This is a genomic window from Ferrovum sp. PN-J185 (genome assembly GCF_001581925.1).
GTDB lineage: Bacteria > Pseudomonadota > Gammaproteobacteria > Burkholderiales > Ferrovaceae > PN-J185.
Map to the genome: position 1 here is coordinate 266,186 of NZ_LQZA01000003.1, position 24,702 is coordinate 290,887.

At 39.8% G+C, this 24,702-nt stretch carries 20 protein-coding genes and 1 riboswitch; of the genes, 13 read left to right on the plus strand and 7 right to left on the minus strand.

Annotation, left to right across the window (positions count from 1 at the left end; translation table 11 throughout):
• Window positions 1-21 precede the first annotated feature (21 nt).
• A complete protein-coding gene (queG, locus tag FV185_RS07480) occupies window positions 22-1,068 on the plus strand; it encodes a tRNA epoxyqueuosine(34) reductase QueG (RefSeq protein ID WP_197457824.1) in 1,047 nt (348 codons plus the stop codon).
• A gap of 35 nt (window positions 1,069-1,103) precedes the next feature.
• The gene (gene dsbD, locus FV185_RS07485; RefSeq protein WP_067495814.1) at window positions 1,104-2,714 is read left to right on the plus strand and encodes a protein-disulfide reductase DsbD; all 1,611 of its coding nucleotides are present in this window, start codon (window positions 1,104-1,106) and stop codon (window positions 2,712-2,714) included.
• Here the strand turns inward: dsbD and orn are convergent.
• Complete coding sequence (gene orn, locus FV185_RS07490) at window positions 2,711-3,259, minus strand: oligoribonuclease (RefSeq protein ID WP_067495817.1); 549 nt, start codon at window positions 3,257-3,259, stop codon at window positions 2,711-2,713. The genes dsbD and orn overlap by 4 nt on opposite strands.
• Before the next feature lie 60 nt (window positions 3,260-3,319).
• Here orn and FV185_RS07495 point away from each other — a divergent pair, with 60 nt between their 5' ends.
• Complete coding sequence (locus FV185_RS07495) at window positions 3,320-4,570, plus strand: M48 family metallopeptidase (protein WP_082787080.1); 1,251 nt, start codon at window positions 3,320-3,322, stop codon at window positions 4,568-4,570.
• Window positions 4,567-5,439: a ribosome small subunit-dependent GTPase A gene (gene rsgA / locus FV185_RS07500; RefSeq protein WP_067495823.1), complete on the plus strand. Its 873-nt coding sequence runs from the start codon at window positions 4,567-4,569 to the stop codon at window positions 5,437-5,439. The genes FV185_RS07495 and rsgA overlap by 4 nt, the downstream gene beginning before the upstream one ends.
• Here rsgA and FV185_RS07505 read toward each other — a convergent pair.
• Window positions 5,436-6,335, minus strand: coding sequence for a cobalamin biosynthesis protein (locus tag FV185_RS07505; protein ID WP_067495826.1), 900 nt, complete (start codon window positions 6,333-6,335; stop codon window positions 5,436-5,438). The two genes, rsgA and FV185_RS07505, sit on opposite strands and share 4 nt — an antisense overlap.
• Window positions 6,336-6,666: 331 nt before the next feature.
• Here FV185_RS07505 and mnmC point away from each other — a divergent pair, with 331 nt between their 5' ends.
• Window positions 6,667-8,547 (plus strand): FAD-dependent 5-carboxymethylaminomethyl-2-thiouridine(34) oxidoreductase MnmC, encoded by a 1,881-nt coding sequence (gene mnmC, locus FV185_RS07510; protein ID WP_067495831.1) that lies wholly within the window; start codon window positions 6,667-6,669, stop codon window positions 8,545-8,547.
• Here mnmC and recN read toward each other — a convergent pair.
• A complete protein-coding gene (recN, locus tag FV185_RS07515; RefSeq protein WP_067495835.1) occupies window positions 8,527-10,197 on the minus strand; it encodes a DNA repair protein RecN in 1,671 nt (556 codons plus the stop codon). The two genes, mnmC and recN, sit on opposite strands and share 21 nt — an antisense overlap.
• A 2-nt stretch (window positions 10,198-10,199) precedes the next feature.
• Window positions 10,200-11,072 (minus strand): NAD(+) kinase, encoded by an 873-nt coding sequence (locus FV185_RS07520; protein ID WP_067495836.1) that lies wholly within the window; start codon window positions 11,070-11,072, stop codon window positions 10,200-10,202.
• Window positions 11,073-11,108: 36 nt separating this feature from the next.
• Here FV185_RS07520 and hrcA point away from each other — a divergent pair, with 36 nt between their 5' ends.
• The 5 genes from hrcA (at window position 11,109) to dnaJ (ending at window position 17,106) form a co-directional block, all read left to right on the plus strand.
• On the plus strand, window positions 11,109-12,128 hold the full coding sequence (hrcA, locus tag FV185_RS07525; RefSeq protein WP_067495997.1) for a heat-inducible transcriptional repressor HrcA: 1,020 nt from the start codon (window positions 11,109-11,111) through the stop codon (window positions 12,126-12,128).
• A gap of 15 nt (window positions 12,129-12,143) precedes the next feature.
• Window positions 12,144-13,250 carry a ferrochelatase gene (gene hemH, locus FV185_RS07530; protein ID WP_067495838.1) on the plus strand — a complete coding sequence of 369 codons (1,107 nt, stop codon included), beginning with the start codon at window positions 12,144-12,146 and terminating at the stop codon, window positions 13,248-13,250.
• 72 nt (window positions 13,251-13,322) lie between these two features.
• Window positions 13,323-13,877: a nucleotide exchange factor GrpE gene (gene grpE, locus FV185_RS07535; protein ID WP_082787088.1), complete on the plus strand. Its 555-nt coding sequence runs from the start codon at window positions 13,323-13,325 to the stop codon at window positions 13,875-13,877.
• A 65-nt stretch (window positions 13,878-13,942) separates the two neighbouring features.
• On the plus strand, window positions 13,943-15,868 hold the full coding sequence (gene dnaK / locus FV185_RS07540; RefSeq protein WP_067495844.1) for a molecular chaperone DnaK: 1,926 nt from the start codon (window positions 13,943-13,945) through the stop codon (window positions 15,866-15,868).
• An 89-nt stretch (window positions 15,869-15,957) separates the two neighbouring features.
• Window positions 15,958-17,106: a molecular chaperone DnaJ gene (gene dnaJ, locus FV185_RS07545; RefSeq protein WP_067495847.1), complete on the plus strand. Its 1,149-nt coding sequence runs from the start codon at window positions 15,958-15,960 to the stop codon at window positions 17,104-17,106.
• 1 nt (window position 17,107) lies between these two features.
• On the opposite strand, the gene cysS is transcribed toward dnaJ, so the two are convergent.
• Entirely contained in the window at window positions 17,108-18,490 is a 1,383-nt protein-coding gene (cysS, locus tag FV185_RS07550) for a cysteine--tRNA ligase (protein WP_067495850.1), read from the minus strand.
• Between the two features lie 98 nt (window positions 18,491-18,588).
• Here cysS and FV185_RS07555 point away from each other — a divergent pair, with 98 nt between their 5' ends.
• The 3 genes from FV185_RS07555 to FV185_RS07565 are packed head-to-tail and all read left to right on the plus strand — an operon-like array spanning window position 18,589 to window position 20,420.
• Window positions 18,589-19,191 (plus strand): tetratricopeptide repeat protein, encoded by a 603-nt coding sequence (locus FV185_RS07555; RefSeq protein WP_082787081.1) that lies wholly within the window; start codon window positions 18,589-18,591, stop codon window positions 19,189-19,191.
• A gap of 2 nt (window positions 19,192-19,193) precedes the next feature.
• A complete protein-coding gene (locus FV185_RS07560) occupies window positions 19,194-19,685 on the plus strand; it encodes a peptidylprolyl isomerase (RefSeq protein WP_067495856.1) in 492 nt (163 codons plus the stop codon).
• A 9-nt stretch (window positions 19,686-19,694) separates the two neighbouring features.
• Window positions 19,695-20,420, plus strand: coding sequence for a UDP-2,3-diacylglucosamine diphosphatase (locus FV185_RS07565; RefSeq protein ID WP_067495859.1), 726 nt, complete (start codon window positions 19,695-19,697; stop codon window positions 20,418-20,420).
• A 15-nt stretch (window positions 20,421-20,435) separates the two neighbouring features.
• On the opposite strand, the gene FV185_RS07570 is transcribed toward FV185_RS07565, so the two are convergent.
• Together FV185_RS07570 and FV185_RS07575 are read right to left on the minus strand one after the other, a co-directional pair.
• Entirely contained in the window at window positions 20,436-21,581 is a 1,146-nt protein-coding gene (locus FV185_RS07570; RefSeq protein WP_067495862.1) for a ribonucleotide-diphosphate reductase subunit beta, read from the minus strand.
• A gap of 22 nt (window positions 21,582-21,603) precedes the next feature.
• Entirely contained in the window at window positions 21,604-24,393 is a 2,790-nt protein-coding gene (locus FV185_RS07575; RefSeq protein WP_067495866.1) for a ribonucleoside-diphosphate reductase subunit alpha, read from the minus strand.
• A gap of 96 nt (window positions 24,394-24,489) precedes the next feature.
• A riboswitch (cobalamin riboswitch) is annotated at window positions 24,490-24,683 on the minus strand.
• Window positions 24,684-24,702: the final 19 nt, after the last annotated feature.

Below are 24,702 nucleotides of genomic sequence, written 5' to 3' on the forward strand. Positions count from 1 at the left end.
CTCAATAACACTTAAACAAATATGATGGATACACAATTAATAAAAAGAGAACTTGTTATTCTAGCTCAGCAATTGGGTTTTGAGGGGGTACGAGTCAGTCGTCCACAATTAACATCTGCAAATCTTCAACTGAAAGAGTGGGTAAAAAAAGGCTATCACGGTGATATGAGCTTTTTAGAAAGACATACTCATTTAAGAGAATCGCCTCCACAGCTTCACCCAGGAACATTGAGTGTCATTTCACTCTTTCACCCCTACCTCACAGAACCGATTAATAACATTGAGGCTCAATTAAATACAAAAACTGACGGCTATATCTCATATTATGCTAGGGGCAGAGACTATCACAAAACACTTCGTCAAAAACTAAAAGTCTTAGCAGAAAACTTACAACAATTAGTTGGTCCCTACAACTATCGAGTATTTACCGATAGCGCCCCTGTTATGGAAGTAGAAATAGCGAGACAAGCTGGTTTAGGTTGGCGTGGTAAAAATACGTTACTACTTAACCGAGAGGCTGGGTCTTGGTTTTTCCTCGGTGAAATTTTTACCGATCTACCCCTTGATGTTGATCCTATCACCACAGAGCATTGCGGCCAATGTAGCGCATGTATTGATGTGTGCCCAACCAAAGCCATCGTAGCGCCTTATGTACTGGATGCTAGACGCTGTATTTCATACTTAACTATTGAGCACAGTGGCAGTATTCCTGAAGAATTAAGACCTCGTTTTGGGAACCGAATATATGGCTGCGATGATTGCCAACTAGTTTGTCCGTGGAATCGGTTTACTCGTTATACTAAAGAAAGTACATTTTTATCTCGCTTTCAATCTGGAACAGACCTTGCAGATCTCTTTTTGTTAAATGAACAACAATTTGAACGTCGCTTTGAGGGCAGCGCAATTAGACGTATCGGTATTATCCGTTGGTTAAGAAATGTAGCTGTGGCACTCGGTAATGGGCTAGGCCGTGAAAAAGACATTAATGCATTAAAAAAGCGCTTGGATTATCCATCAAACATTGTCAGAGAACACGTGAACTGGGCATTAAAACGCTTGTCAGAGTAAAATGATAAATTAATAAAGTCTTTAGGTAGAAATTTATGTTACGCAAATTATGGTTGGTTACTTTGTTAACGATTGTTCTCCCTGTTTGGGCTAACAACTTCCTGGATAATAGTAACCAAAACACCAGCAATAATTACCTACCCCCTACAAAAACATTTTTATTACCAGAACAAGCTTTCAAGATACAAGTTAATAGAACCGATAACGATACTTTTCTGCTTACCTTTACTCCAGCACCAGGGTATTACATTTATCGAGACAAAATTCATATTGTTGATAACCATCAACAACCCCTAGGTACACTTGAATTACCTCAAGCCACTCAAAAAGAAGACCCTGTTTATGGCCATGTTTGGGTTTACTTTCAACCCTTTACAGCAAAACTAACCATTCACAACGCCACAACCTCGGAACTTGGTATAGCCTATCAAGGCTGTGCACTCCATGGTATTTGCTATCCGCCAACTGTACGTCATTTCACGATGGCAGCAGCACCTAACATTCTCGTTCCCCTTGACTCACCCAATCAATTTCATCCAAGCGAACTCAATAGCGACTCAACTAATCCTAATGACTTTGCTGCTTTCTTAGGAAGTGCTTCATTCACTTGGATGCTACTGAGTTTCTTTGCTTTTGGCTTGTTACTGTCCCTTACCCCTTGCGTTTTTCCAATGGTACCCATACTGTCTGGAATTATTGCGGGGCAAGGAAGCGATATCACAAAATTAAGAGCATTTTGGTTATCTATCACTTATGTACTTGGTATGTCTGTTACCTATGCCATAGCAGGGGTCATTGCAGGCTTAACCGGCACCCTTGTCTCTAATAGCTTACAAACACCCCCTGTAGAGATTGCAATAGCAATAATATTTATCTTATTGGCATTATCAATGTTTGATGTGTATCAACTTCAAATACCAGCCAGTTGGCAAACAAAACTAAATCATCAGTCCAATCGTCTTCCTGGAGGAAAATACCTTGCAGTGGCCATTATGGGGTTGATTTCCGCTTTAGTTGTAGGACCATGTGTCGCGGCACCTCTGGCAGGAGGGCTCATCTATATTGCTCAAACTAAAAATTGGCTAATTGGAGGGAGTGCTTTGTTTGTCATGTCGTTAGGTATGGGGGCACCCTTAGTGTTAATCGGGACCTCAGCAGGAGCATTTCTTCCTCGAGCTGGTCAATGGATGAACTGGGTGAAACGTTTCTTTGGTGTATTACTCATTGCTGTGGCCGTGTGGATGGTTAAACCATTATGGATTGGTTTATTCAAAACAGAAGGACCTCATTTCCAAGCAATTCACTCCGTTGCAGAACTGGATAAAGCGCTAAATCAAGCAAGAGTAGCCCATAAACCCGTCTTTTTAGACTTCTATGCAGACTGGTGTACCTCTTGCATTGAAATGGAAAACTCTGTTTTCTCCGAAAAAGAGGTCAAGAATAAACTAGAAACAGCTACTCTTCTTCGCGCTGATGTCACAAAAAATAGTACTGAAGATCGCGCCATATTGGCCCGATTCGGTTTATTTGGTCCGCCTGGAATGATTCTCTACAACAAAAACGGCGTAGAACTCATTAACCTAAGAATGGCCGGATTTGTACCAAAAGACCAATTTATGCGTACCCTAGAGGATGCCTTTCGTTAATTCATACGCAAAAAGTTTTCTCGGTAATAACGAAGTTCAGCAATTGACTCTTCAATATCTGCAAGAGCTTCATGTTTCCCAGCTTTTTTAAAACCATTATAAAGCTGGGGACGCCACCGTTTAGCCAACTCTTTTAGCGTACTCACGTCCAGATTTCGATAATGAAAGTATTGTTCCAACTTTGGTAGGTACTTAGCTAAAAAACGACGGTCCTGACAAATAGTGTTACCACACATTGGTGATTCATTAGCAGGAACATACTGACTCACAAACTCAAGTAACTGTTGCTCTGCTGTGGCTTCATCTATGAGAGAGGCTTTCACTTTATCAATCAGACCAGAACGTCCATGGGTACCTTTATTCCATGCATCCATTCCATCAAGTATTTCATCAGATTGGTGGATAACCATTACGGGAGCGGTAGCAACCTGATTGAGCTCACTATCAGTAATAATTAATGCGATTTCAATTATTTTGTCAGTGACGGGATTTAATCCAGTCATTTCCATGTCAATCCAAATGAGATGATTCTTATCTTGTGCCATAATAAACTTTAAATAAATAATGAACGTTCAAAGGTTAACAGGTTTATAGAAGGAATAGCAGTGAATTTTAATACTTTATTTTTAGTACTTTTACTATTAGTGACCCTCACAAAATTATGGTTGAGTCGTCGTCAGTTAAATCATGTATGGATCCATCAGAATAAGGTTCCTAATGCATTTAGTGCCTCCATATCACTTGAACAACACCAAAAAGCCGCTAACTATACTGTAGCAAAAGTTAAGATGACTATGATTAGTACAGTTATTGAGTCAATTTGGCTTTATTGTTTAATTGAAGAAGGTCTACTTTCATTGTGGAATAATTGGCTCATTAACCATTTCCAATCTCCTCTACTCAGCGGTATGTTACTGATTGGCGGGGTCAGCCTAATGGGGGCAATTATTGATCTACCTCTCACCCTTTATAGTACTTTTATCATTGAACAACGATTTGGCTTTAACCGTATGACCCCTCAAATGTATGTAATCGATTTATTTAAAAATACACTTTTGGGAATGGTACTAGGTATCCCAATTATCTTAGCAGCGTTGTGGATGATGGCATCTCTGGGGAGTTATTGGTGGCTTTACGCTTGGTGTGCTTGGATGTTATTTAATACACTGTTGTTGGCTATTTATCCTACCTGGATTGCTCCATTGTTTAACCGTTTTTCCCCTTTACCTGAGGGTGAATTAAGAAAGAAAGTAGAACAGCTCATAAAAACATGCGGTTTTAATGCAAGTGGTTTATTTGTTATGGATGGCTCGAAGCGTTCTAGTCATGGCAATGCCTATTTCACCGGCTTTGGTAAAGCCAAGAGAGTGGTGTTTTTTGATACATTATTAGAAAGTCTTGATACCGATGAAATCCTTGCCGTGTTGGCCCATGAGTTAGGTCACTATCGTCTACGACATGTTATTTATCGTTTAATTAGTATTTTCATACTTAGTTTGGCTTTCTTAGCACTACTGGGCTGGTTTTATACTTCTAACTGGTTTTACGTTGGTTTAGGGCATCAAATACCAAGTAATGCCATGGCGCTTACTTTATTTATGCTGGTTATCCCAATAATAGGTTTTCCACTTCAACCACTCATGAGCCTCTTTTCCAGAAAACATGAGTTTGAGGCGGATGCCTATGCCAGTAGATATGCAAAAGCCGATTCTCTTATTAGCGCATTAGTTAAACTGTATAAAGAAAACGCAGCGACACTAACACCTGACCCACTTCACTCAGCCATATACGATTCACATCCACCAGCAGCCATACGTATTGCTCATCTCGACCGTTTAGCCCGTCACCCAGCATGAGAGCAATTGAAGCTACAGTGACGGCTAGTTTTGGTCGTCACTATGAGGTTGAAAACAATCAAGGTGATATTCTTATTGCTACTCGTCGTGGCAAAAAGCAAGACATAACTTGTAATGACCGAGTATTAATAGAAACAACATTAAATAATGAAGCGGTAATTATCGATAAAATTCCTTATAAAAATCTCTTTTATCGTTCTGATCATAATCGACAAAAAACACTGGCTGCTAATATCGATCAAGTGGTTGCAGTTATTGCCAACGAACCCACCTTTAGTGATGCGTTATTAGCAAGAATTTTAGTTGCCGGCGAGTCCAATCAATGCGATACAGTCATTGTCCATAATAAAATAGATTTACCCTTAAGCGATCGCGACCGTCAGATTATTAATTACTACACAACTCTTAATTACCAAGTCATTGACATTAGTGCTAAAAATCAAAACATCAACGCCCTATTAACTGTCTTAGATAAAAAAACAAGCCTTCTTGTTGGGCAGTCAGGGATGGGTAAATCGACAATTATTAATCAGTTAATACCTCATCAACCAGCAAGAACTAATGATATCTCAGCTGCTCTAGACTCTGGTAAACATACCACCACATTTACTAGACGCTACAAGGTAAATTCCGATACTTTCATCATTGATTCGCCTGGTGTTCAAGAGTTTGGACTCAACCACATTAGCAATGCTGGACTTGAGAATCTATTTAGAGAGTTCAGCCCGCTCATTGGACAATGTCGTTTTCACAACTGCCAGCATCGTAATGAACCGCAGTGTAAATTCAAAGAATGCGCAGCAAATGATCCCATGAAACAACGACGACTGGAGTTACTTATTGAACTGCAACAAGCAAATCAACGTTAAACATGAGCTGCTAAAGTCATTAACGCATAAACGATAATCCACACTACAAGTGCCCGCCAAATAAGTCCTTCAGTACTTTTAAGATGATCTAAATCAGGCAACTCCCCCAACCCCAAATCTAGTCCATTGATAAGACGTTGAGCCGAATTAGGGTCACCCAAACGAATACCTAACGCACCTGCGGCACTCGCAAAATAAATTTGCGAGGTAGCTGATTCTCCTTCTTTAACACCCTGGGTACGCCAACAAAACAAAGCATCTTCAAAGTTACCCACTATTGCAAATGTCAGGGCTGTTAGGTAATACACAGGCCAATTCAAATAGTAAAACATTCTTCTAGAGAAATAACCAAAATCAGTTTGCCTATCCTGACCCCAATGATTATTAATATATAAAGCAGTAATGTACAGTAATACGCCATTTACACCCGGTAGCACCCCATACCAAAATAAAATAGAGAATAAATAAGTGTGTGCCTCATTGATAGCGTGCTCGATGGAACTTGCAACCTGTTGGGTACGAAGCTCTTGAGGGGATAAGCTATCCTCATCCAATTCACTGCTTTCCTTCACTTTAGTGCGTATTTGTTCTCCCGCACTAATCAATTTTTTTAAAATACTACGAAAACGTATCACTGAGAGTAAAACCAATAAATCTATCAACCACATTATATGAAGGTTAATGTAGGTTAAAAGATAATCGAAAAGATTATAGATAATAAGTATCGGTAATGTGGCTACCAACCATGCTACTACTCCATGATGACGCTCACCTGAATTCAACAACTCATCCAAATAAACCAAGTATTTTGTAAAATAAGAAAACGTATAATCCTGTAAATAGTGGGGACGATACTTTTCGGTAAATAAACTAATTAAAATTAAAAAAAGACTCATGGATTAAGAATAAGTATTAAGTATTTAATAAGTATAACGATAGCTCTCTATTTTTCCAAAATATATATATGTAACATCATACTATCAAGGTTACACAATAATTACCGACATCTACTTCAACCATACGGGCTAGCCATCCAACTCTATCCCGAATCACTTGACGATGTTTGTGATTCCCGTGAGATTATCGAAGAAACATAACTGACTCAAATAAAAGAATTGTTTTTTTATTTAGTTATAAGTAATAGTAAGGGCAAATAAAAGTGCTTAATTAACGTTCTATCTCCCCAAACGAGAGGTATTCCCGCACAGTAATGATAAACTTTCACACATGAACAAAGTAAAACAAGCTGCTATCCAACAAATCAATGGTACAGTGTATTCCTTAGAATTTGATGATATTTATCATTCCTCATCGGGCGCTAGGGAACAAGCGCATACAGTATTTGTTTCAGGAAATCATTTACCTGAGCGATTTGCTGCACTTAAAAATAATCAATTTTCCATTTTTGAAACAGGATTTGGCGTTGGTGTTAATTTTCTTGCTACAGCTCAATGTTGGTATGAAAATAGATCAAACGACCAAGCTCATTTGCATTATGTAGCTTGTGAGAAATTTCCTGTTAGCTCATCTGATTTAAATCACATTATTCAAGAGTATGTTTTTCCAGAAAATATAACTAAGCAACTTATTAATCAGTGGCCATCTTTAACTACCGGATATCATGAAATTCGTTTCAATAAAGAATCCATCACCCTTACCCTAATCTTTGATGACATTAGAAGTGCCACGAATAACCTTACCATGTCTATTGACGCCCTTTTTCTAGATGGATTTTCTCCTAAAAAAAATCCAGATATGTGGCAAGAAGATATCTTGATGACCTTAGCCAAACACTGTCACGCTAAAACCACATTAGCAACTTGGTGCGTGGCTGGAAGTGTTCGCGAAGTACTTACCAAAGCGGGCTTTAACTTAACTCGCGAGAAAGGATTTGGGCAAAAAAAACATCGTTTGGTAGGGCAATTTGATCGCATTCCAGAAGACAAACAAGCCATTCGTCAGGAACGTTATTTTCCACATATTTCACGCTATCTTAAACAATCTTCTGTTAAACAAGTCGGTGTTGTGGGAGGTGGAATAGCTGGATCGTTGTTAACTTATGTACTTACTCAAAGTCAAATTAATGTCACACTATTTGAACGTGGTAGTCATATTGCCAACGCCGCCTCTGGTAATCCTGCAGGTATTTTAAGGCCTGTGGTCAGTAAAGATGACAATATCTTGTCACGAATTACACGCCGCGGCTTTTTCTTAACTAAACAATTGATTAAAGAGCTTGAATACCATTCAAGTGAACTCATAGCACACTACCCCGGTGTTATCCATCTAGCTAAAGACCATACTGAACAAATTACACAGCAAGATATCGTTAAAACACGGCACTTCCCAACTGATTATGTTACCTACCTGACTGGTGAAGAAATAAAAACACGTTTTCAAATAGATCACCCATTAGGAGGACTTTTTTTTACGCAAGCAGGCTTCATCAATCCTCAACGATTGTGTGAGAGAGCAATACACCTCTCATCACAACGATTAACACTACATTTGAACACTGAAATACAGCAAATCAAACAACAAAATGACAAATGGCTAGTCTTTAATGCCAATAATGAACAAATAGGTGAATTTGACTCTCTTGTACTTTGTCTTGGAGCCAATAATCTCTCTGTGACTGAAATGCTTGGTTTAACAATCAATCGCGGTCAATTGTCTTTATTTAACCACCCTAACTTAACAGCCGCACTCCCTGTACTATGTAAGGATGGTTACATTATCACATTACCCAACAATCAAGTTCTATCAGGAGCCACCTATGATCATGAGCTTGATCCCAATCCAACAATCACTAATCATGAAAAAAACCAACAGCGCCTGTTAGCTATTCTAGGAAAAAATCCGCTTGCATTTAATAGTGTATTAGACCGAATTGCTTATAGAAGTGTCAGTCGAGACCGTCTACCTGTGGTCGGCGAACTCTCTCAAAAAGGTCTTTATTGTATTATGGGTAATGCTTCTCGCGGAATTGTATGGAGCGTATTAAATGCCAGAATTATAAGAAGTTTAATAACTGGGGAACCACAACCTATTGAGAAAACTTTGTTGGATAATCTATCCCCACAGCGACTATTCTCGCGCCATATCTAACATTTCTTGAGCATGCTGTAATGTAGTAGCGGTTATTTCAATCCCACCTAACATTCTTGCAATTTCATTCTTGCGCTGATCCAGCGTCAGGTATTCCACACGACTTACCACTTCATCGGTATTGGTTTTTTTCATCACTTGAAAATGATGATGACCACAACTCGCAACTTGAGGCAAATGTGTGACGCATAATACTTGAAATGTTTTACCGAGCTCTTTTAACAAGCGACCGACAATTTCAGCAACACGTCCACCAATTCCTGTATCTACTTCATCAAATATAAGTGTAGGTACGTTAGCGGTTTGACTTAAGGCAGCTTGTATTGCGAGGCTAATTCTAGATAATTCACCACCCGAAGCAACTTTTGCAATGTCTTGTGGTAGTTGTTTTTCATGAGTAGACACTTTAAAAGTTACCTGATCCATACCATGCATGGTAGGCTCATCAAGTCGCATGATTTCAATAGTAAACCGCCCATCACCTAAGGCTAAATCCTTAAGGGTATTAGTTATAATTGTGGACAATAATTGTGCTGCTTTTTGTCTTTTTTCGGTTAATAAACCAGCCACATGTAGATAATCATCAAATGCTTTTTTCTGTTGTTTTTCCAGATCCTCTCCACTACTCAATAATTCAATCGAGTTAAGTTCCTGAATACGCGTTTGTAATAGCTGCCACAAGTTTTCAGGGCCCACACGAAAACGTCTCGCACAATGAAGTAGTTGAGCCATTTGTTCATCCATAGCCTGTAAGCGCGAATCGTCTAATTCAATACTATGAATAAAATGTCGAATACCTATTAATGCTTCATCAAGTTGAATAGCCGAGCTGTGTATTAATTCAATGGAAGGTTTCAGCTTAGCATCTTCATAGGGCATCTCCTGTAAAAGCGAAAGCGCTTTTTCGATTCGCTCAAGCGCACTGTCAGCACCCTCCCCCAAGCTTTCCATAACTTGTTGGTTTAAATTTAACACTTGAAGGGCATAGGTCAGACGGCTATGCTGCTCATTAAACTCAACCCATTCATCGGGTGCGATGACAACATTTTCTAATTCTTTAATTTCATCAATGATTCGTTGCTTATCCTGCTCAAGAGTGGCTGAACGTAGTTGCCAATTTTCAAATTGTTTTGATTTGTCTTGCCAGTCTCGATAACAGTTCGATACTTTTTCAATTAACTTAAAATTATCCGCAAAACTATCGAGTAATTGCCGTTGTGTTGCACTTAACTGAAGTGTTTGATGAGCATGTTGACCATGTATGTTAATCAAATACTGCGCCACATCCTTTAATTGTCCTAGGGTAACTGAGGAACCATTAATAAAAGCACGGGATTTACCTTGATTATCAATTAAGCGTCTTAATAAACAAATAGGTTCATCCTCACCTGCTGATAAACCCATCTCATGCAATAAAGTATTTAAATGATGGTTACTAGTAATATCAAAGGTTGCAGCAATTTCAGAACGAGTAGCGCCTTGACGAATAGCAGAGGCATCTGCACGTCCACCAAGCGCTAATGACAGTGCATCAATTAATATGGACTTGCCTGCTCCCGTTTCTCCAGTAAACACAGTTAAACCAGCATCAAACTCCAAATCAAGTGACTCAACAATGACATAATTACGAATTGATAAAGATCTTAGCATTGTTACAGTTTTGTCCCCCAGCGTAACTTTTCACGTAACATAGCATAATAATCATGGGTTACGGGATGCAACAGCGTCACTTGCTCTTTTGCATGTGAAATGATTAATCGGTCATCGCTCTCTAATGCCATATGGTCTTGCACATCAAAATTGGCAAATGATCCTTTTCCTTTTTGTAAAACTACCTCAATTTTTGAGCGTTCACTCAATACAATAGGACGATTACTGAGTGTATGAGGACAAATTGGCACCAACACTGTAGCCTGTAGTTCAGGATGAATAATAGGTCCACCACTTGAGAGCGCATAGGCTGTGGATCCAGTTGGTGTCGCAGCAATAAGTCCGTCGGCACGTAAACTGTAGACAAAACGCTCATCCACTGAGACCTCAAGCTCAATCATGCTGCCTTGAGCACCTTTTGTTAAGACCACGTCATTTAAAGCAAAGTGTCGCGATATCATTTTGTTGTCACGCCAAATCTCTGTTTCTAACAAAGAACGCTTTTCTTCAACAAAGTGACCATGAAGAACTTTTATTAATTCTTCTTCTAAATGCTGCGATGGAATATCGGTTAAAAAACCAAGCTGACCAAGATTAATACCAAGCATAGGTACTTTTTGCCCTAATAAAGAGCGTGCGGCCGACAACAGCGTACCATCGCCCCCCAAAACCACCACCACATCAACATATTGTCCCATTTCTTCAATTTGTACGATTTGGGCGCTGGTAGCTGGAACGGCAGCAGCACTTTTGGGGTCAAGTACAAAATATAATTCATTTTTTTCAAAAAAATGAATTAAACGCCCCATCGGCGCGGCTAAATTATGGCTGTTGTACTTACCAACAATACCGATTTTTTTAAAAATAAAGTTCATGTTTGGAATTAAACCACATTTAGGTAAAATATGGTTATGTTAAACGATCGTGCACGTGCTTTATTAAAAGCTTTAATTGAACGCTACATAGAAGATGGGCAGCCCATAGGCTCGCGCGCCTTATCCAAAACCTCTGGTATGGATTTATCAGCGGCAACCATTCGTAATGTGATGGCGGATCTCGAGGAATTAGGGTTTATCTCAAGCCCACATACTTCAGCGGGACGGATTCCTACACCTCGCGGTTATCGTTTTTTTGTTGATAGCCTTATGACCATTAAACCCATCGAAGCCCTCACTCGCACGCAACTTGAAGAGCATTTGAGCCCTACTGACCCTCAACGCCTAATTTCTGCGGCCTCGCAAATGCTATCAGAATTAACCGCCTATGCCGGAGTGGTGAGAACACCTAAAAGACGAAGTGAGGGATTTAGACATCTTGAATTTTTAAGACTCTCCGAAAAAAGATTATTACTCATTCTCGTCACCCTTGAAGGTGATGTGCAGAATCGAGTTATTTTTACGGAAACGCAATACAGTCAAAGTGACTTAACTCAAGCTGCAAACTACCTGAATGAACATTATTCTGGTAGTGATTTTAATCAAATCAGACATACTTTACGATCTGATCTACAGACTCTGAGCAGTGACATTCAATCCCTTATGAACACCGCACTGGAAGTAGGTAGTGCGGCGCTTAAGGAAAGACAAAATGATTACATATTGAGCGGCGAAACAAAACTTATTCAACATAATGATGTCAGTCATAACATGAGTAAGTTACGCCAATTATTTGATGTATTTGAACAAAAAACTGGATTGTTACAACTATTAGAAATGAGTGAGAGTGCTGATGGAGTAAAAATCTTTATTGGCGGAGAATCTTCCGTTGTACCTCTAGATGAGTTTAGCGTGGTGACAGCACCCTACGAAGTCGATGGCCAAGTAGTTGGAACTCTTGGCGTAGTAGGACCAACACGTATGGCTTATGAACGTATTATCCCGATTGTAGATATCACGGCAAAACTTCTTTCTAGCGCACTTTCCCAACATTAATGAATAAGGATTGCAATGGCTAATTATCTTCCTGAACCAGTGTTCAACCATGGTTCAACACTTAAAACCGGAGTGCTACTGGTTAATCTTGGTACACCAGATGCGCCTGATGCGCCATCACTAAAACGTTACTTAAAACAGTTTCTGAGTGACACAAGAGTAGTAGAAATTCCGCGGCCAATTTGGTGGTTAATACTAAATGGTATTATTTTAAATGTTCGTCCTAAAAAATCAGCAAAAAAATACGCCTCTATTTGGACTGCTGAAGGATCTCCCCTAAAAGCTAACACTGAAAAACAAGCTCTACAACTTGCTAAACAATTGCAAGAAAGCACCCCTTCGCCATTAGTTGTAACCTATGCTATGCGTTATGGAAGCCCAAGCATTCCATCGCGTATCCAAGAATTGAAGGAACAAGGTTGTGAAAATATTTTAATGGTTCCACTCTATCCTCAGTACGCAGCCAGTACCACAGGCTCTTCTATGGATGCGTTGTTTGACACATTAAAACGCTATCGCAATACACCTGGAGTAAGAGTAGTTCGTCAATATCACGATCATCCTGCTTATATTAATGCCCTCGCCTCACGCATCAATACTTTTTGGCAACAACATGGTCGCCCGGAAAAGCTCATCATGAGCTTTCATGGGGTTCCTCGATATACCCTTGACAAGGGAGATCCATATCATTGCCAATGCCATAAAACAGGACGCCTACTTGCTGAAAAGTTAGGTTTACAACCCAGTCAATATATGGTTACATTCCAATCACTTTTTGGTCGTGCGGAATGGATAAAGCCATATACCGAACCCTCAGTTATCGCTCTAGCTAAAGAAGGTATAAACAACATACATGTAGTCTGTCCTGGTTTTCCGTCAGATTGTCTCGAAACTCTTGAAGAGATAGGGATGGAAGTCAAAGCAGCCTTTATGGAAGCTGGAGGGCGTGATTATCACTATATTCCCGCATTAAATGATGATCCCATTTGGATTAATGCGTTAACAGATATAACCTTGTCGCACCTACAAGGTTGGCTAAAACCTCAATGGAATCAAGAGGATGATCAGCGTGAAGGTGAGTTATCTAAGCAGCGAGCATTGGCTTTAGGTGCAGCAAGATAATTTTTTATCTAACCATACTTGAAAATCTAAAAATAGTCTCCACTTAGGGTATATTCTTTGATGGAGACTGGTATGGAACAAAAACCACATGATGAATTGGATTCATCCAACAACAGTACAGAAAACAGTGAAGCACACAGTGCCGATACCGTCAGCGAGTTAGATACCCTACAACTGGCGCTGACTGAAGCAGAAAAACAAGTAAAAGAAAAAAATGATGCCTGGCTCAGGGCATTGGCAGAATCAGAAAATATTCGCAAACGTGCTGCTCAAGATTTAGCTTCTGCCAAGAAGTTTGCATTGGAATCCTTCGCATCAGAATTACTTGCAGTAATGGATAGCCTTGATGCTGCTTTAGCTGTAACAGAAGCAAGTCTTGATAGTTACAGAAATGGGGTTGAACTCACAGCAAGGCAATTAAAAACCACCTTTGAGAAATTCAATCTCACAGAAATTAATCCAGTTAATGAAAAGTTTGATCCCAATCGCCACCAAGCCATTGCTGCTCTAGAAAATGACGAGGTAGCTCCCAATACTGTGTTATCAGTTATGCAAAAAGGATTTGCTTTGCATGAGCGAGTGTTACGACCAGCTTTAGTTACCGTATCTAAAGCAAAATCATCGTAACACCCTTGAATTTTAGAAATACATCCCTATTTAAACACTAACAGATATTTTAAGGATTAATTATTATGGGCAAGATTATCGGTATAGATTTAGGTACAACCAATTCATGTGTTGCTGTAATGGAAAATGGCAAACCAAAAGTAATTGAAAACGCTGAGGGTGCACGTACCACTCCTTCAATTGTGGCTTATCTTGAAGGTAGTGAAGTATTGGTTGGCGCTCCTGCTAAACGCCAAGCTATTACCAATCCTAAAAACACTTTGTTCGCTGTAAAACGTCTTATTGGCCGTAAGTTTGAAGAAAACATGGTTCAAAAAGATATTGATATGGTGCCTTATAGCATTATCAAAGCAAAAAATGGTGATGCTTGGGTTGAAGCACAAGGTAAACAAATGGCACCACCTGAAATTTCTGCTGCTGTTTTACAGAAAATGAAAAAAACAGCCGAAGACTACCTTGGTGAACCAGTTACAGAGGCAGTGATTACCGTTCCAGCCTACTTCAATGATAGTCAACGTCAAGCAACCAAAGATGCCGGACGAATTGCAGGTCTTGAAGTAAAACGTATTATCAACGAACCCACTGCAGCTGCTCTTGCTTTTGGTCTAGACAAAAAAGAGGGTGATAGAAAAATTGCTGTTTATGACCTTGGTGGCGGTACATTTGATATTTCTATTATTGAGATTGCAGAAATTGATGGAGAACATCAGTTTGAAGTACTTTCAACCAATGGGGATACGTTCCTTGGTGGTGAAGATTTCGACTTACGTGTTATTGAGTTTTTAGCTGAGGAATTCAAACGTGAGAACGGTATTGATTTGAAAAAAGATGTGTTAGCTCTACAACGCTTAAAAGAAGCTGCTGAAAAAGCGAAAATCGAACTCTCCTCTTCCAATCAAACAGAAGTAAATTTACCTTACATTACTGCTGATGCATCGGGACCTAAGCATTTAGTGGTCAAACTAACTCGTGCAAAACTTGAGAGTTTAGTGGAAGACTTGATTGCTCGCACTATTAAACCCTGTGAAGTAGCAATCAAAGATGCAGGTGTTAACATTAATGATATCGCTGATGTTATTTTAGTTGGCGGTCAATCACGTATGCCTAAAGTACAAGAGCGTGTTAAAGAGTTCTTTGGCCGTGATCCTAGAAAAGATGTAAACCCAGATGAGGCCGTTGCTATCGGAGCGGCTATTCAAGGTGGGGTATTACAAGGGGATGTTAAAGACGTATTATTATTAGACGTCACTCCGCTTTCACTCGGTATTGAAACATTAGGTGGTGTAATGACTAAACTCATTCAAAAAAATACCACTATCCCAACTAAAGCATCCCAAGTGTTTTCTACTGCAGAGGACAACCAGTCTGCTGTGACCATTCACGTTTTACAGGGTGAAAGAGATGTTGCCTCGGGCAATAAGAGCTTAGGTCAATTCAACCTCTCAGACATTCCTGCAGCACCAAGAGGAATGCCTCAAATTGAAGTAACTTTTGATATTGATGCTAATGGTATTTTACATGTCAGCGCAAAAGATAAAGCCACAGGCAAAGAAAATAAAATTACTATTCAAGCAAGCTCTGGTTTATCAGAAAGCGAAATTCAACGTATGGTAAAAGATGCTGAAGATCATGCAGAAGAAGATCGCAAAAACCTAGAAAAAGTGAACGCTAAAAACAGCTTGGAAGCATTGATTCATAGCGTTGAAAAATCATTAAAAGATCATGGCGACAAAGTATCAGCTGACGAAAAAGCGAAGATTGAAACAGCTTTAAAAGAAGCGCAAGATGCCTTGAAAAATGATGATGTTGAAGCGATGAAAGCAAAAAGTGAAGCGCTGTCTCAAGCAAGCTACACCTTAGCTGAAAAAATGTATGCAGCAGAAAATCCTCAAGCAGATTCGGCAGCCTCGCAAGAGTCCGGTTCTAATTCTGGAAAAGCCAACGAAAACGTCGTTGATGCCGAGTTTGAAGAAGTTAAAGATAAAAAGTAATTATTAAGGAACCATTGGCCGGACGTGTATTGATCAATGATCACTCACACCTCCGGCCCTTCGTCCATTAAAGAGAACGATATTTAATTATGAGTAAAAAAGATTACTACGAAGTTCTTGGTGTGAGTCGTGATGCCAGCGCGGAAGATATAAAAAAAGCTTACCGAAAATTAGCCATGAAACATCACCCCGACCGTAACCCAGATAACCCCAAAGCAGAAGCGTTATTTAAAGAAGCTAAAGAAGCTTACGAAATTCTATCTGATGATGACAAACGAGCAGCCTACGATAGGTTTGGTCATGCGGGTGTTGACCCCTCGCAAGGAGGCGGGCCAGGAGCAGGAGGGTTCGGTGGCATGGGTGGCTTCTCTGATGCTTTTGGTGACATATTTGGCGATCTCTTTGGCGGCGGAGGGGCTGGCGGTCGTTCTCGTCAAGGTGGAGTGTATCGTGGTGCTGATTTACGCTACAACCTTGATATCAGTCTAGAGCAAGCTGCACGAGGAACAGAAACCCAAATTCGAATACCTACAATGGTAACCTGCGAGAGCTGTAATGGATCAGGTGCTAAAAAAGGGACTTCACCTACCACCTGCTCGACCTGTGGAGGACAAGGACAAGTCCGTATGCAACAAGGGTTTTTTTCTTTACAACAAACCTGTCCTGTCTGTCATGGCTCAGGCAAAATGATTACTAACCCATGTAATGATTGCCATGGTTCAGGTCGTACTAAAAAACATAAAACACTTTCTGTTAAAATTCCGGCAGGTATTGATCACGGTGATCGAGTCCGCCTTGCAGGTGAAGGTGAACATGGCGTGTCAGGTGGACCGCCAGGAGATCTATACGTAGTAGTGCAGATTAGACCACATCCTGTTTTTGAACGAGACGGTGCTGATCTTCATTGCGAGATGCCGATTAGTTTTGCCACAGCAGCGCTAGGGGGAGAGATAGAAATCCCGACTCTAGATGGTCAAGCTAAATTAAAAATACCAGCAGAAACTCAAACTGGACAAGTCTTTCGTTTAAGAGGAAAAGGGATTAAACAGTTAAGAGGAAGTGGGTATGGTGATTTAATGTGCCATGTTACTGTTGAAACGCCAGTAAGGCTCACTGAAGAGCAAAAAGAGTTGCTTCGCCAATTAGACTCCACTACTCATGGTAGTGACACGCACAGTCCACGTGCCAAAACATTTATGGACAAAGTGCGTGACTTTTTTAACCCAAGTAACGAATAAATTATAGTCTACGCCATGTTGTACCAGAGGGGGTGTCTTCCAAGACCACCCCTTTGGACAGCAACGTATCACGAATTTCATCTGATCGAGCGTAATTTTTGTCTTTTCTTGCTTGTTTTCTGTCCTCAATAGCCTGCTCAATTTCTTCATCAGATAAATTTAAGCCACTATCAGAAACACTTCCCTGACGTAACCATTGTTCTGGGTCTTGATCTAGTAAACCAAGAATTGAAGAGAGTTGTTTGAGTAAAATTAAGTTTAACTTATCCTGGGTTCGATTAAATTCACGGGCTAAGTGAAACAGTACTGCTACTGCTTCAGAGGTATTAAGATCATCGTTCATTGCCTCTTGAAAACGTTTAGCATGCTCATTGTTCCAATCTACATCAGTTGGCAGGGTAAGATGCTGTCCGCGAAGTGCTGTATACAATGTTGTTAATGCGGCTTTAGCATCATTTAAATGTTGATCTGTATAATTCAACGGACTGCGATAATGGCCACGCAGTAGAAAGAAACGCACTACCTCTGGATGAAACACTTTTAATACATCAGCGATGGTGAAGAAATTACCTAACGACTTAGACATTTTTTCATCATTAACGCGTAAAAAGCCGTTATGCATCCAAATATTTACAAACTCATGACCGTGCGCACCTTCAGATTGAGCTATCTCATTTTCGTGATGAGGGAATTGGAGATCATGCCCTCCCCCATGAATATCAAAATGCTCACCTAAATAATGCTCACTCATGGCTGAACATTCAATGTGCCAACCAGGCCGCCCTTTTCCCCAAGGAGAATCCCAAAAAGGTTCACCTGGTTTGGCTGCTTTCCAAAGTACAAAATCTAAGGGATCTTTCTTATGAAGATCAACTGCAACCCTCTCACCAGAACGAAGATCTTCAAGTGACTTGCCAGATAGTTTTCCATAATGAGGAAAATCTCTAACAGAATAATAGACGTCACCATTATCACCAAGATAAGCAAGCTTTCTTTCAATCAGTTGCCCAATTAACTTGATCATACCTGGAATATGTTGAGTGGCTTTGGGCTCTACACTGGGAGGCAATACACCAAGGGCAGTTAGATCAGCGTGCATTAAATCAATCATTCTTTCAGTAAGAGACTGTATTGACTCATTATTTTCGTGAGCTCTAGCAATAATCTTATCATCTATATCAGTAATATTTCGTACATAAGTCACCTGAAAACCAAGCACCTGTAACCAACGGTATAGAACATCAAAATTAACCAGCATTCTGGCATGTCCTAAATGGCAGCGATCATATACTGTCATACCACATACATACATACGAACTTGATTAGCTACAATAGGAATAAAAGTTTCTTTCTTCTTAGTCAGAGAATTGTGAAGTGTTAGCATAGTTATCTTATCAATTTAGGGCTAATTCAAGCCATTGGAAATAAACACAATTAATTGATATAATTAAAGTTTATCTAAATCCGAAAGTATACCACGATATGATACGTCGCCTCTCGACCCTTGTAGTTTGTCTGGTGTCGTTAGTGCCATTAGTCTCACTGGCCGATAACCCCAATCCAACCACTCCCAAGTCTGATCCTAATCAACAAAGTACAGCCAGTGTACAGTCCGTTACTGAACCTGGAAATCCTCCTGCAGGTTTTCCGGTTAACCCAATGAAAACCTTACAGCCTCTTATGGCTCAGCAACGATATGCAGAAGCAATTAAAGAGGCTAATCGCTACTTAGATATGGACTCACATAACGGTGAGGTTTTGTTTATAAAAGCACAGGCGCTCACTCAATTAAAAAAGGTAGACGAGGCCATTAGTGTGCTTGAAAACTTAACCGAGGTGGCCCCTGAAATGGCTACCCCGTACAATAATCTTGCAGTACTCTATGCACAAAAAGGTCGTTTGAATGACGCCAGAAAAATGCTTGAAATGGCAGTTCAAATTCAACCTAACTATGCAACTGCATTAGAAAATCTTGGTGATATCTATTTGACTAAAGCCAAAGAGGCTTATACAAAAGCACAAAAAGAAAATCCCAAAAGTAAAAGTTTAAAGCAAAAAATAACCACCCTTTCTAACTTGGAGTAAACATGGTTCGTCTTAAAACAAATCTTGGTGATATCGTCATTGAACTCAATGCTGAAAAAGCACCTAAAACAGTAGCTAATTTCTTGGAATATGTTGAAGCTGGTTTTTATAACAACACCATATTTCATCGTGTGATAGATGGTTTTATGATTCAAGGTGGTGGTTTCGAACCCGGCATGAACCAAAAAGCTACTCGTGCACCTGTAGACAATGAGGCAGCCAACGGGTTAACCAATGACATGTACACTATTGCTATGGCACGTACACCCAACCCGCATTCTGCCACCGCTCAGTTTTTCATTAATGTTGCTAACAATAGCTTCCTCAATTTCCGTTCAGCCACCCCTGATGGCTTTGGCTATTGTGTATTTGGACAAGTTACTGAAGGACAGTCTGTAGTTGACGCAATCAAAAAAGTGGCCACAGGGAATCGTGCAGGCCATGCTGATGTACCTAAAGATGATGTTGTTATTCTCTCTGCAACGGTAGAATAAGAGACGATCGTGCAACATAGTCTGTTCATCTCTGATCTTCATTTATCACCCAAAACGCTTACATTACGTAAGCGTTTTCTTGAGTTTCTAGCAGGTCCTGCTCGAGAAGCTGAATCTCTCTATATTTTGGGTGATTTATTTGAAAGTTGGATTGGAGATGATGATCTAGAATCAACTTTTAATCAAAAAATTGTTTCTGCTTTAAAAGAATTAACAGATTCCGGAACGTTGCTCTTTATCATGCACGGCAACCGTGATTTTCTGATTGGTAATCAATTTGCCCAAGCAACAGGTGCAACGTTAATCACCGACCCAACAGATGTTTTACTCTATGGTGTTAGAACCATCCTGACACATGGTGATCAATTGTGTACCGATGATGTGGATTATCAACAATGGCGCAAACAAGTCCGCTCTCCACAATGGCAAAAACAAGTTCTTGCCTTACCCATCGAACAACGACGCAAAATGGCTCAGGATGCAACAAATATGAGCACTGATGCTAAGAAAAAGAAAACCATGGAAATAATGGATGTGTCAGCACAGGCTGTTATGGAATTGATTAGGAAGAATGATTATCCTCGCGTTATCCATGGCCATACTCATCGACCAGCACGGCATGTCTACCATATCGACGATCATAAATGTGAGCGTTGGGTTTTAACCGATTGGACCAATCAAAAAGCTGGTTACTTATATTGCGATCGTGACGGCTGTCGGGCCGTCACTTTATAAGTTATTAAACAGTTATTAATCCCAAGACAAGGCACCACCTGTTTGATACTCAGTTACCCTAGTTTCAAAGAAATTTTTCTCTTTTTTCAAGTCAATCATTTCACTCATCCAAGGAAAAGGATTGGTTGCTCCAGGAAATAAAGCATCAATACCAATTTGCTGTAATCGTCGATTGGCTATGAAACGGAGGTACTCTTTAAACATGTGTGCATTTAAACCCAATACCCCACGCGGCATTGTGTCTTCTGCATAACGGTATTCCAGTTCTACCGCTTTTTGCATTAACTCTTTCACTTCATTCTTAAAGGATTCAGTCCATAAATGGGGGTTTTCCAATTTGATTGTATTAATCAAATCCACCCCGAAGTTACAATGCATGGATTCATCTCTCAGAATATATTGGTATTGTTCTGCAGCACCTTGCATTTTATTTTGACGCCCTAATGCTAAAATCTGTACAAAACCAACATAGAAAAACAATCCTTCCATCATGCAGGCAAATACAATTAATGATAAAAGAAGTTGCTGGTCTGCCTCAGGTGTGCCTGTTTTAAAATCAGGATTGGTTAAGGTTTCTATAAAAGGTATTAAAAACTGATCTTTTTCACGAATACTCGACACTTCATGGTAAGCATTAAAAATCTCAGATTCATCCAATCCTAAACTTTCAACAATGTATTGGTAGGCATGAGTATGAATCGCCTCCTCAAAAGCCTGTCTTAACAAATACTGTCTACATTCAGGAGCAGTAATATGGCGATAAGTACCTAATACAATATTATTGGCAGCCAAAGAGTCAGCTGTAACAAAGAACCCTAAATTACGTTTAACAATTAATTTTTCATCTTCTGACAATACCCCATTTTCTTTCCATTGCGCGATATCGCGACTCATTGAAATTTCTTGAGGCATCCAATGATTTGCACAGCCTGCAAGGTATTTCTCCCAGGCCCAATGGTATTTAAATGGAACCAGTTGGTTCACATCTGTTTGTCCATTGATGGCTCTTTTCTCAGCCACAGCTACACGTCCTGTGTGAGATGACTGATTTGCAGCAGTATGTAAAATAGGTTTGTTGACAGCTACATGGTCTTGATTTACTTCTTTTACATCTGAATTAATTTGATTACCTAATTGAATTTCGTCTTCAAATACCAGCATTATTATAGTCCTTTTAATTTTATTATTGGCAAGCTTCACAGGTGGGATCATCAATCAAACACTGTTTGATTTCCGTTTCTTGCGGTTGAATTTTAACTGCGTTGAGTTCCCCTCCTTGTCCAGTAGATTTCTCTGCTGCACTAGCACCTAATGAACGTAAGTAATAGGTTGTCTTCAAACCACGTAACCATGCCAAGACATAGATTTCGTTTAGTTTTTTTCCACTGGGTGTTGCAAAATAGAGGTTGAGAGATTGTGCCTGATCAATCCATTTTTGTCGGCGTGCAGCAGCTTCAATTAACCATTTGGGATCAACCTCAAAGGCTGTGGCGTATAGCTCTTTTAAATCTTGCGGAATTCTTTCTATTTGACTTAATGAGCCATCATAGTATTTGATATCCGCAATCATCGCCTCATCCCACAATCCTCTTTGTTTTAAATCATTAACCAATGACTCATTAACAACAGTGAATTCGCCTGAGAGATTGGATTTTACATAGAGATTCTGATAATCAGGTTCAATACTTGCTGATACACCAACAATATTTGAAATGGTTGCAGTAGGGGCAATAGCCACACAATTAGAATTACGCATTCCGTGTTGTGCAATAGCTTGTCTTACTATTGACCAATCCAGTCGAGTACTGAGATCAACTTCAAGATATCCACCACGCTCTTGTTCCAGCATAGTAAGCGTATCGAGTGGCAATATACCTCTATCCCATAAACTTCCTTTGAAGCTAGAATAAGCTCCACGTTCAGCTGCCAACTCAGTTGACGCCAGATAAGCGTAAAAGCAAACCTGTTCCATTGTTGAGTCAGCTAATTCAACAGCTTGATTTGAAGCATATGGGATACGCATAGCGTGTAACATATCCTGAAAACCCATAATACCTAGTCCAACAGGACGATGTCGTACATTAGAATTTCTCGCTTTTGCTACTGCGTAGAAATTAATATCAATAACGTTATCTAACATACGCATTGCTGTTTTAATTGTTTTTCTTAACTTCTCCTCGTCAACGGTCAATATTCCGTCAACTGGTTTGATGTGTTGTAGTAAATTAACCGAGCCTAAGTTACATACTGCTGTTTCTGTGTCTGATGTATTTAGTGTGATTTCTGTACATAAGTTAGAACTATGTACTACACCTACGTGTTGCTGGGGAGAACGAATATTACAGGGATCTTTAAAAGTAATCCATGGGTGACCTGTTTCAAATAACATAGACAGGATTCGACGCCATAATTGAACTGCAGACACCCTCTTAAACAAAGTAATTTCACCGCTGTCAGCCTTACTCTCATAACGCAGATACGCTTCTTCAAATGCTCTACCATACTTATCATGTAAATCAGGCACATCGGACGGAGAAAACAACGTCCAATCTTGGTTTTGATCAACACGCTTCATAAATAGGTCAGGAATCCAATTGGCGGTGTTCATGTCGTGCGTACGTCGACGATCATCCCCAGTATTCTTTCTTAAATCAAGAAATTCTTCGATATCAAGATGCCAAGTCTCAAGATATCCACACACAGCACCCTTTCTCTTCCCACCTTGATTGACTGCAACAGCAGTATCATTAACTACTTTCAAAAAGGGAATCACCCCTTGGCTTTTACCATTGGTTCCCTTTATACGTGAAGACAAAGCCCGGACAGGTGTCCAATCATTACCAAGACCGCCTGCATACTTTTGTAGTAGTGCGTTTTCTCTTATATTGTCAAAAATACTATTTAAATCGTCTTGTACCGTAGTAAGGTAACAAGAGGACAATTGAGAATGTTTGGTTCCACTATTAAATAAGGTTGGAGTTGAGCTCATAAAGTCAAAGGATGAGAGTAGATGATAAAACTCAATGGCCTTCTCCTCACGGTTAATCTCTTGAAGAGCTAGCCCCATCGCCACTCTCATGAAAAAGATTTGCGGTAGTTCAATGCGTTGTTCATTAATATGCAAAAAGTAACGATCATATAATGTCTGTAAACCGAGATAACCAAATTGACGATCTCTTTTGATATCAATGGCGTTAGCCAATATGGTTAAATCAAATTCAGCTAACTTATGGTCTAATAACTCTGCTTCAATGCCTTTCTTTATAAACTGACTGAAATATTGTCGAGTAGATAATTCAACCTCTTTATCATTGGCAGTCTGTCCTAATACTTCGCGCTGAATTTGTTTAAGTAATAATCGCGCAGTGACATAATTATATTGAGGCTCACGTTCAATGAGACTTCTAGAAGACATGATTAACGCTTTTTCTAATTCAATATATGAAATGCCATCATATAAATCGCGTAAAGTTTGGTTAACGATGAGTGATGGCTCAACATCATGCAAACCATGACACGCTTCACTTACCATACTTGTTAACCAATCGATATCTAATAGTTTTGTGTTATTTCCCTCCTTAACATGAATTGTTACATCATGAGATGGTTGGGTTTTGGCGCGTTCTTGAGCACGTTTTTCGCGATATAACACATAAGCTCGAGCCACATCATGCTCACCTGAACGCATTAATGCCAATTCAACTTGATCTTGAATGGTCTCAATATGTACTGTTCCACCTAGAGGTTGACGACGCAGCAAAGTAGAGATGACTTGTTCAGTAAGCTGTTTACACTGTTGCCTTACAGAACTAGACAGTTGAGCAGTTTCTCCATGTACAGCGATAAATGCTTTATGTACTGCAACATTAATTTTATCTGCCTGAAAACTAACCACATCACCCGAACGTCGAACAACTTGATAAAGATTAGCAGCTTGTTCTAGATTTACATCTTGAGAAATATTGGTATCCACTTAGCCTCCCTAAGGTAGGCGCGATGACTGTGGTTTTTGCGTAAGCAAACAAGGAATAACAAAATTATTCAACCAGAGGACACCCCGCCCCATTTTTTGTTGTTTAGAAATACGGCAGGTCTCCTGGCTTTTGGGTCCTAATACTTACTCAAACCTTCCCAGAGTTATCCAGTGGTATAGAAAGGAGAAAGTACTCGCCAATTACAGTTGCGGGGGCAGCCAAGGTATCACACCTTGTTCCCTTTTAATTGTAAGAACTACTCTTACAAACCGTTTAGCTATTAAACACAATATTCGGGGTAAAAGTCA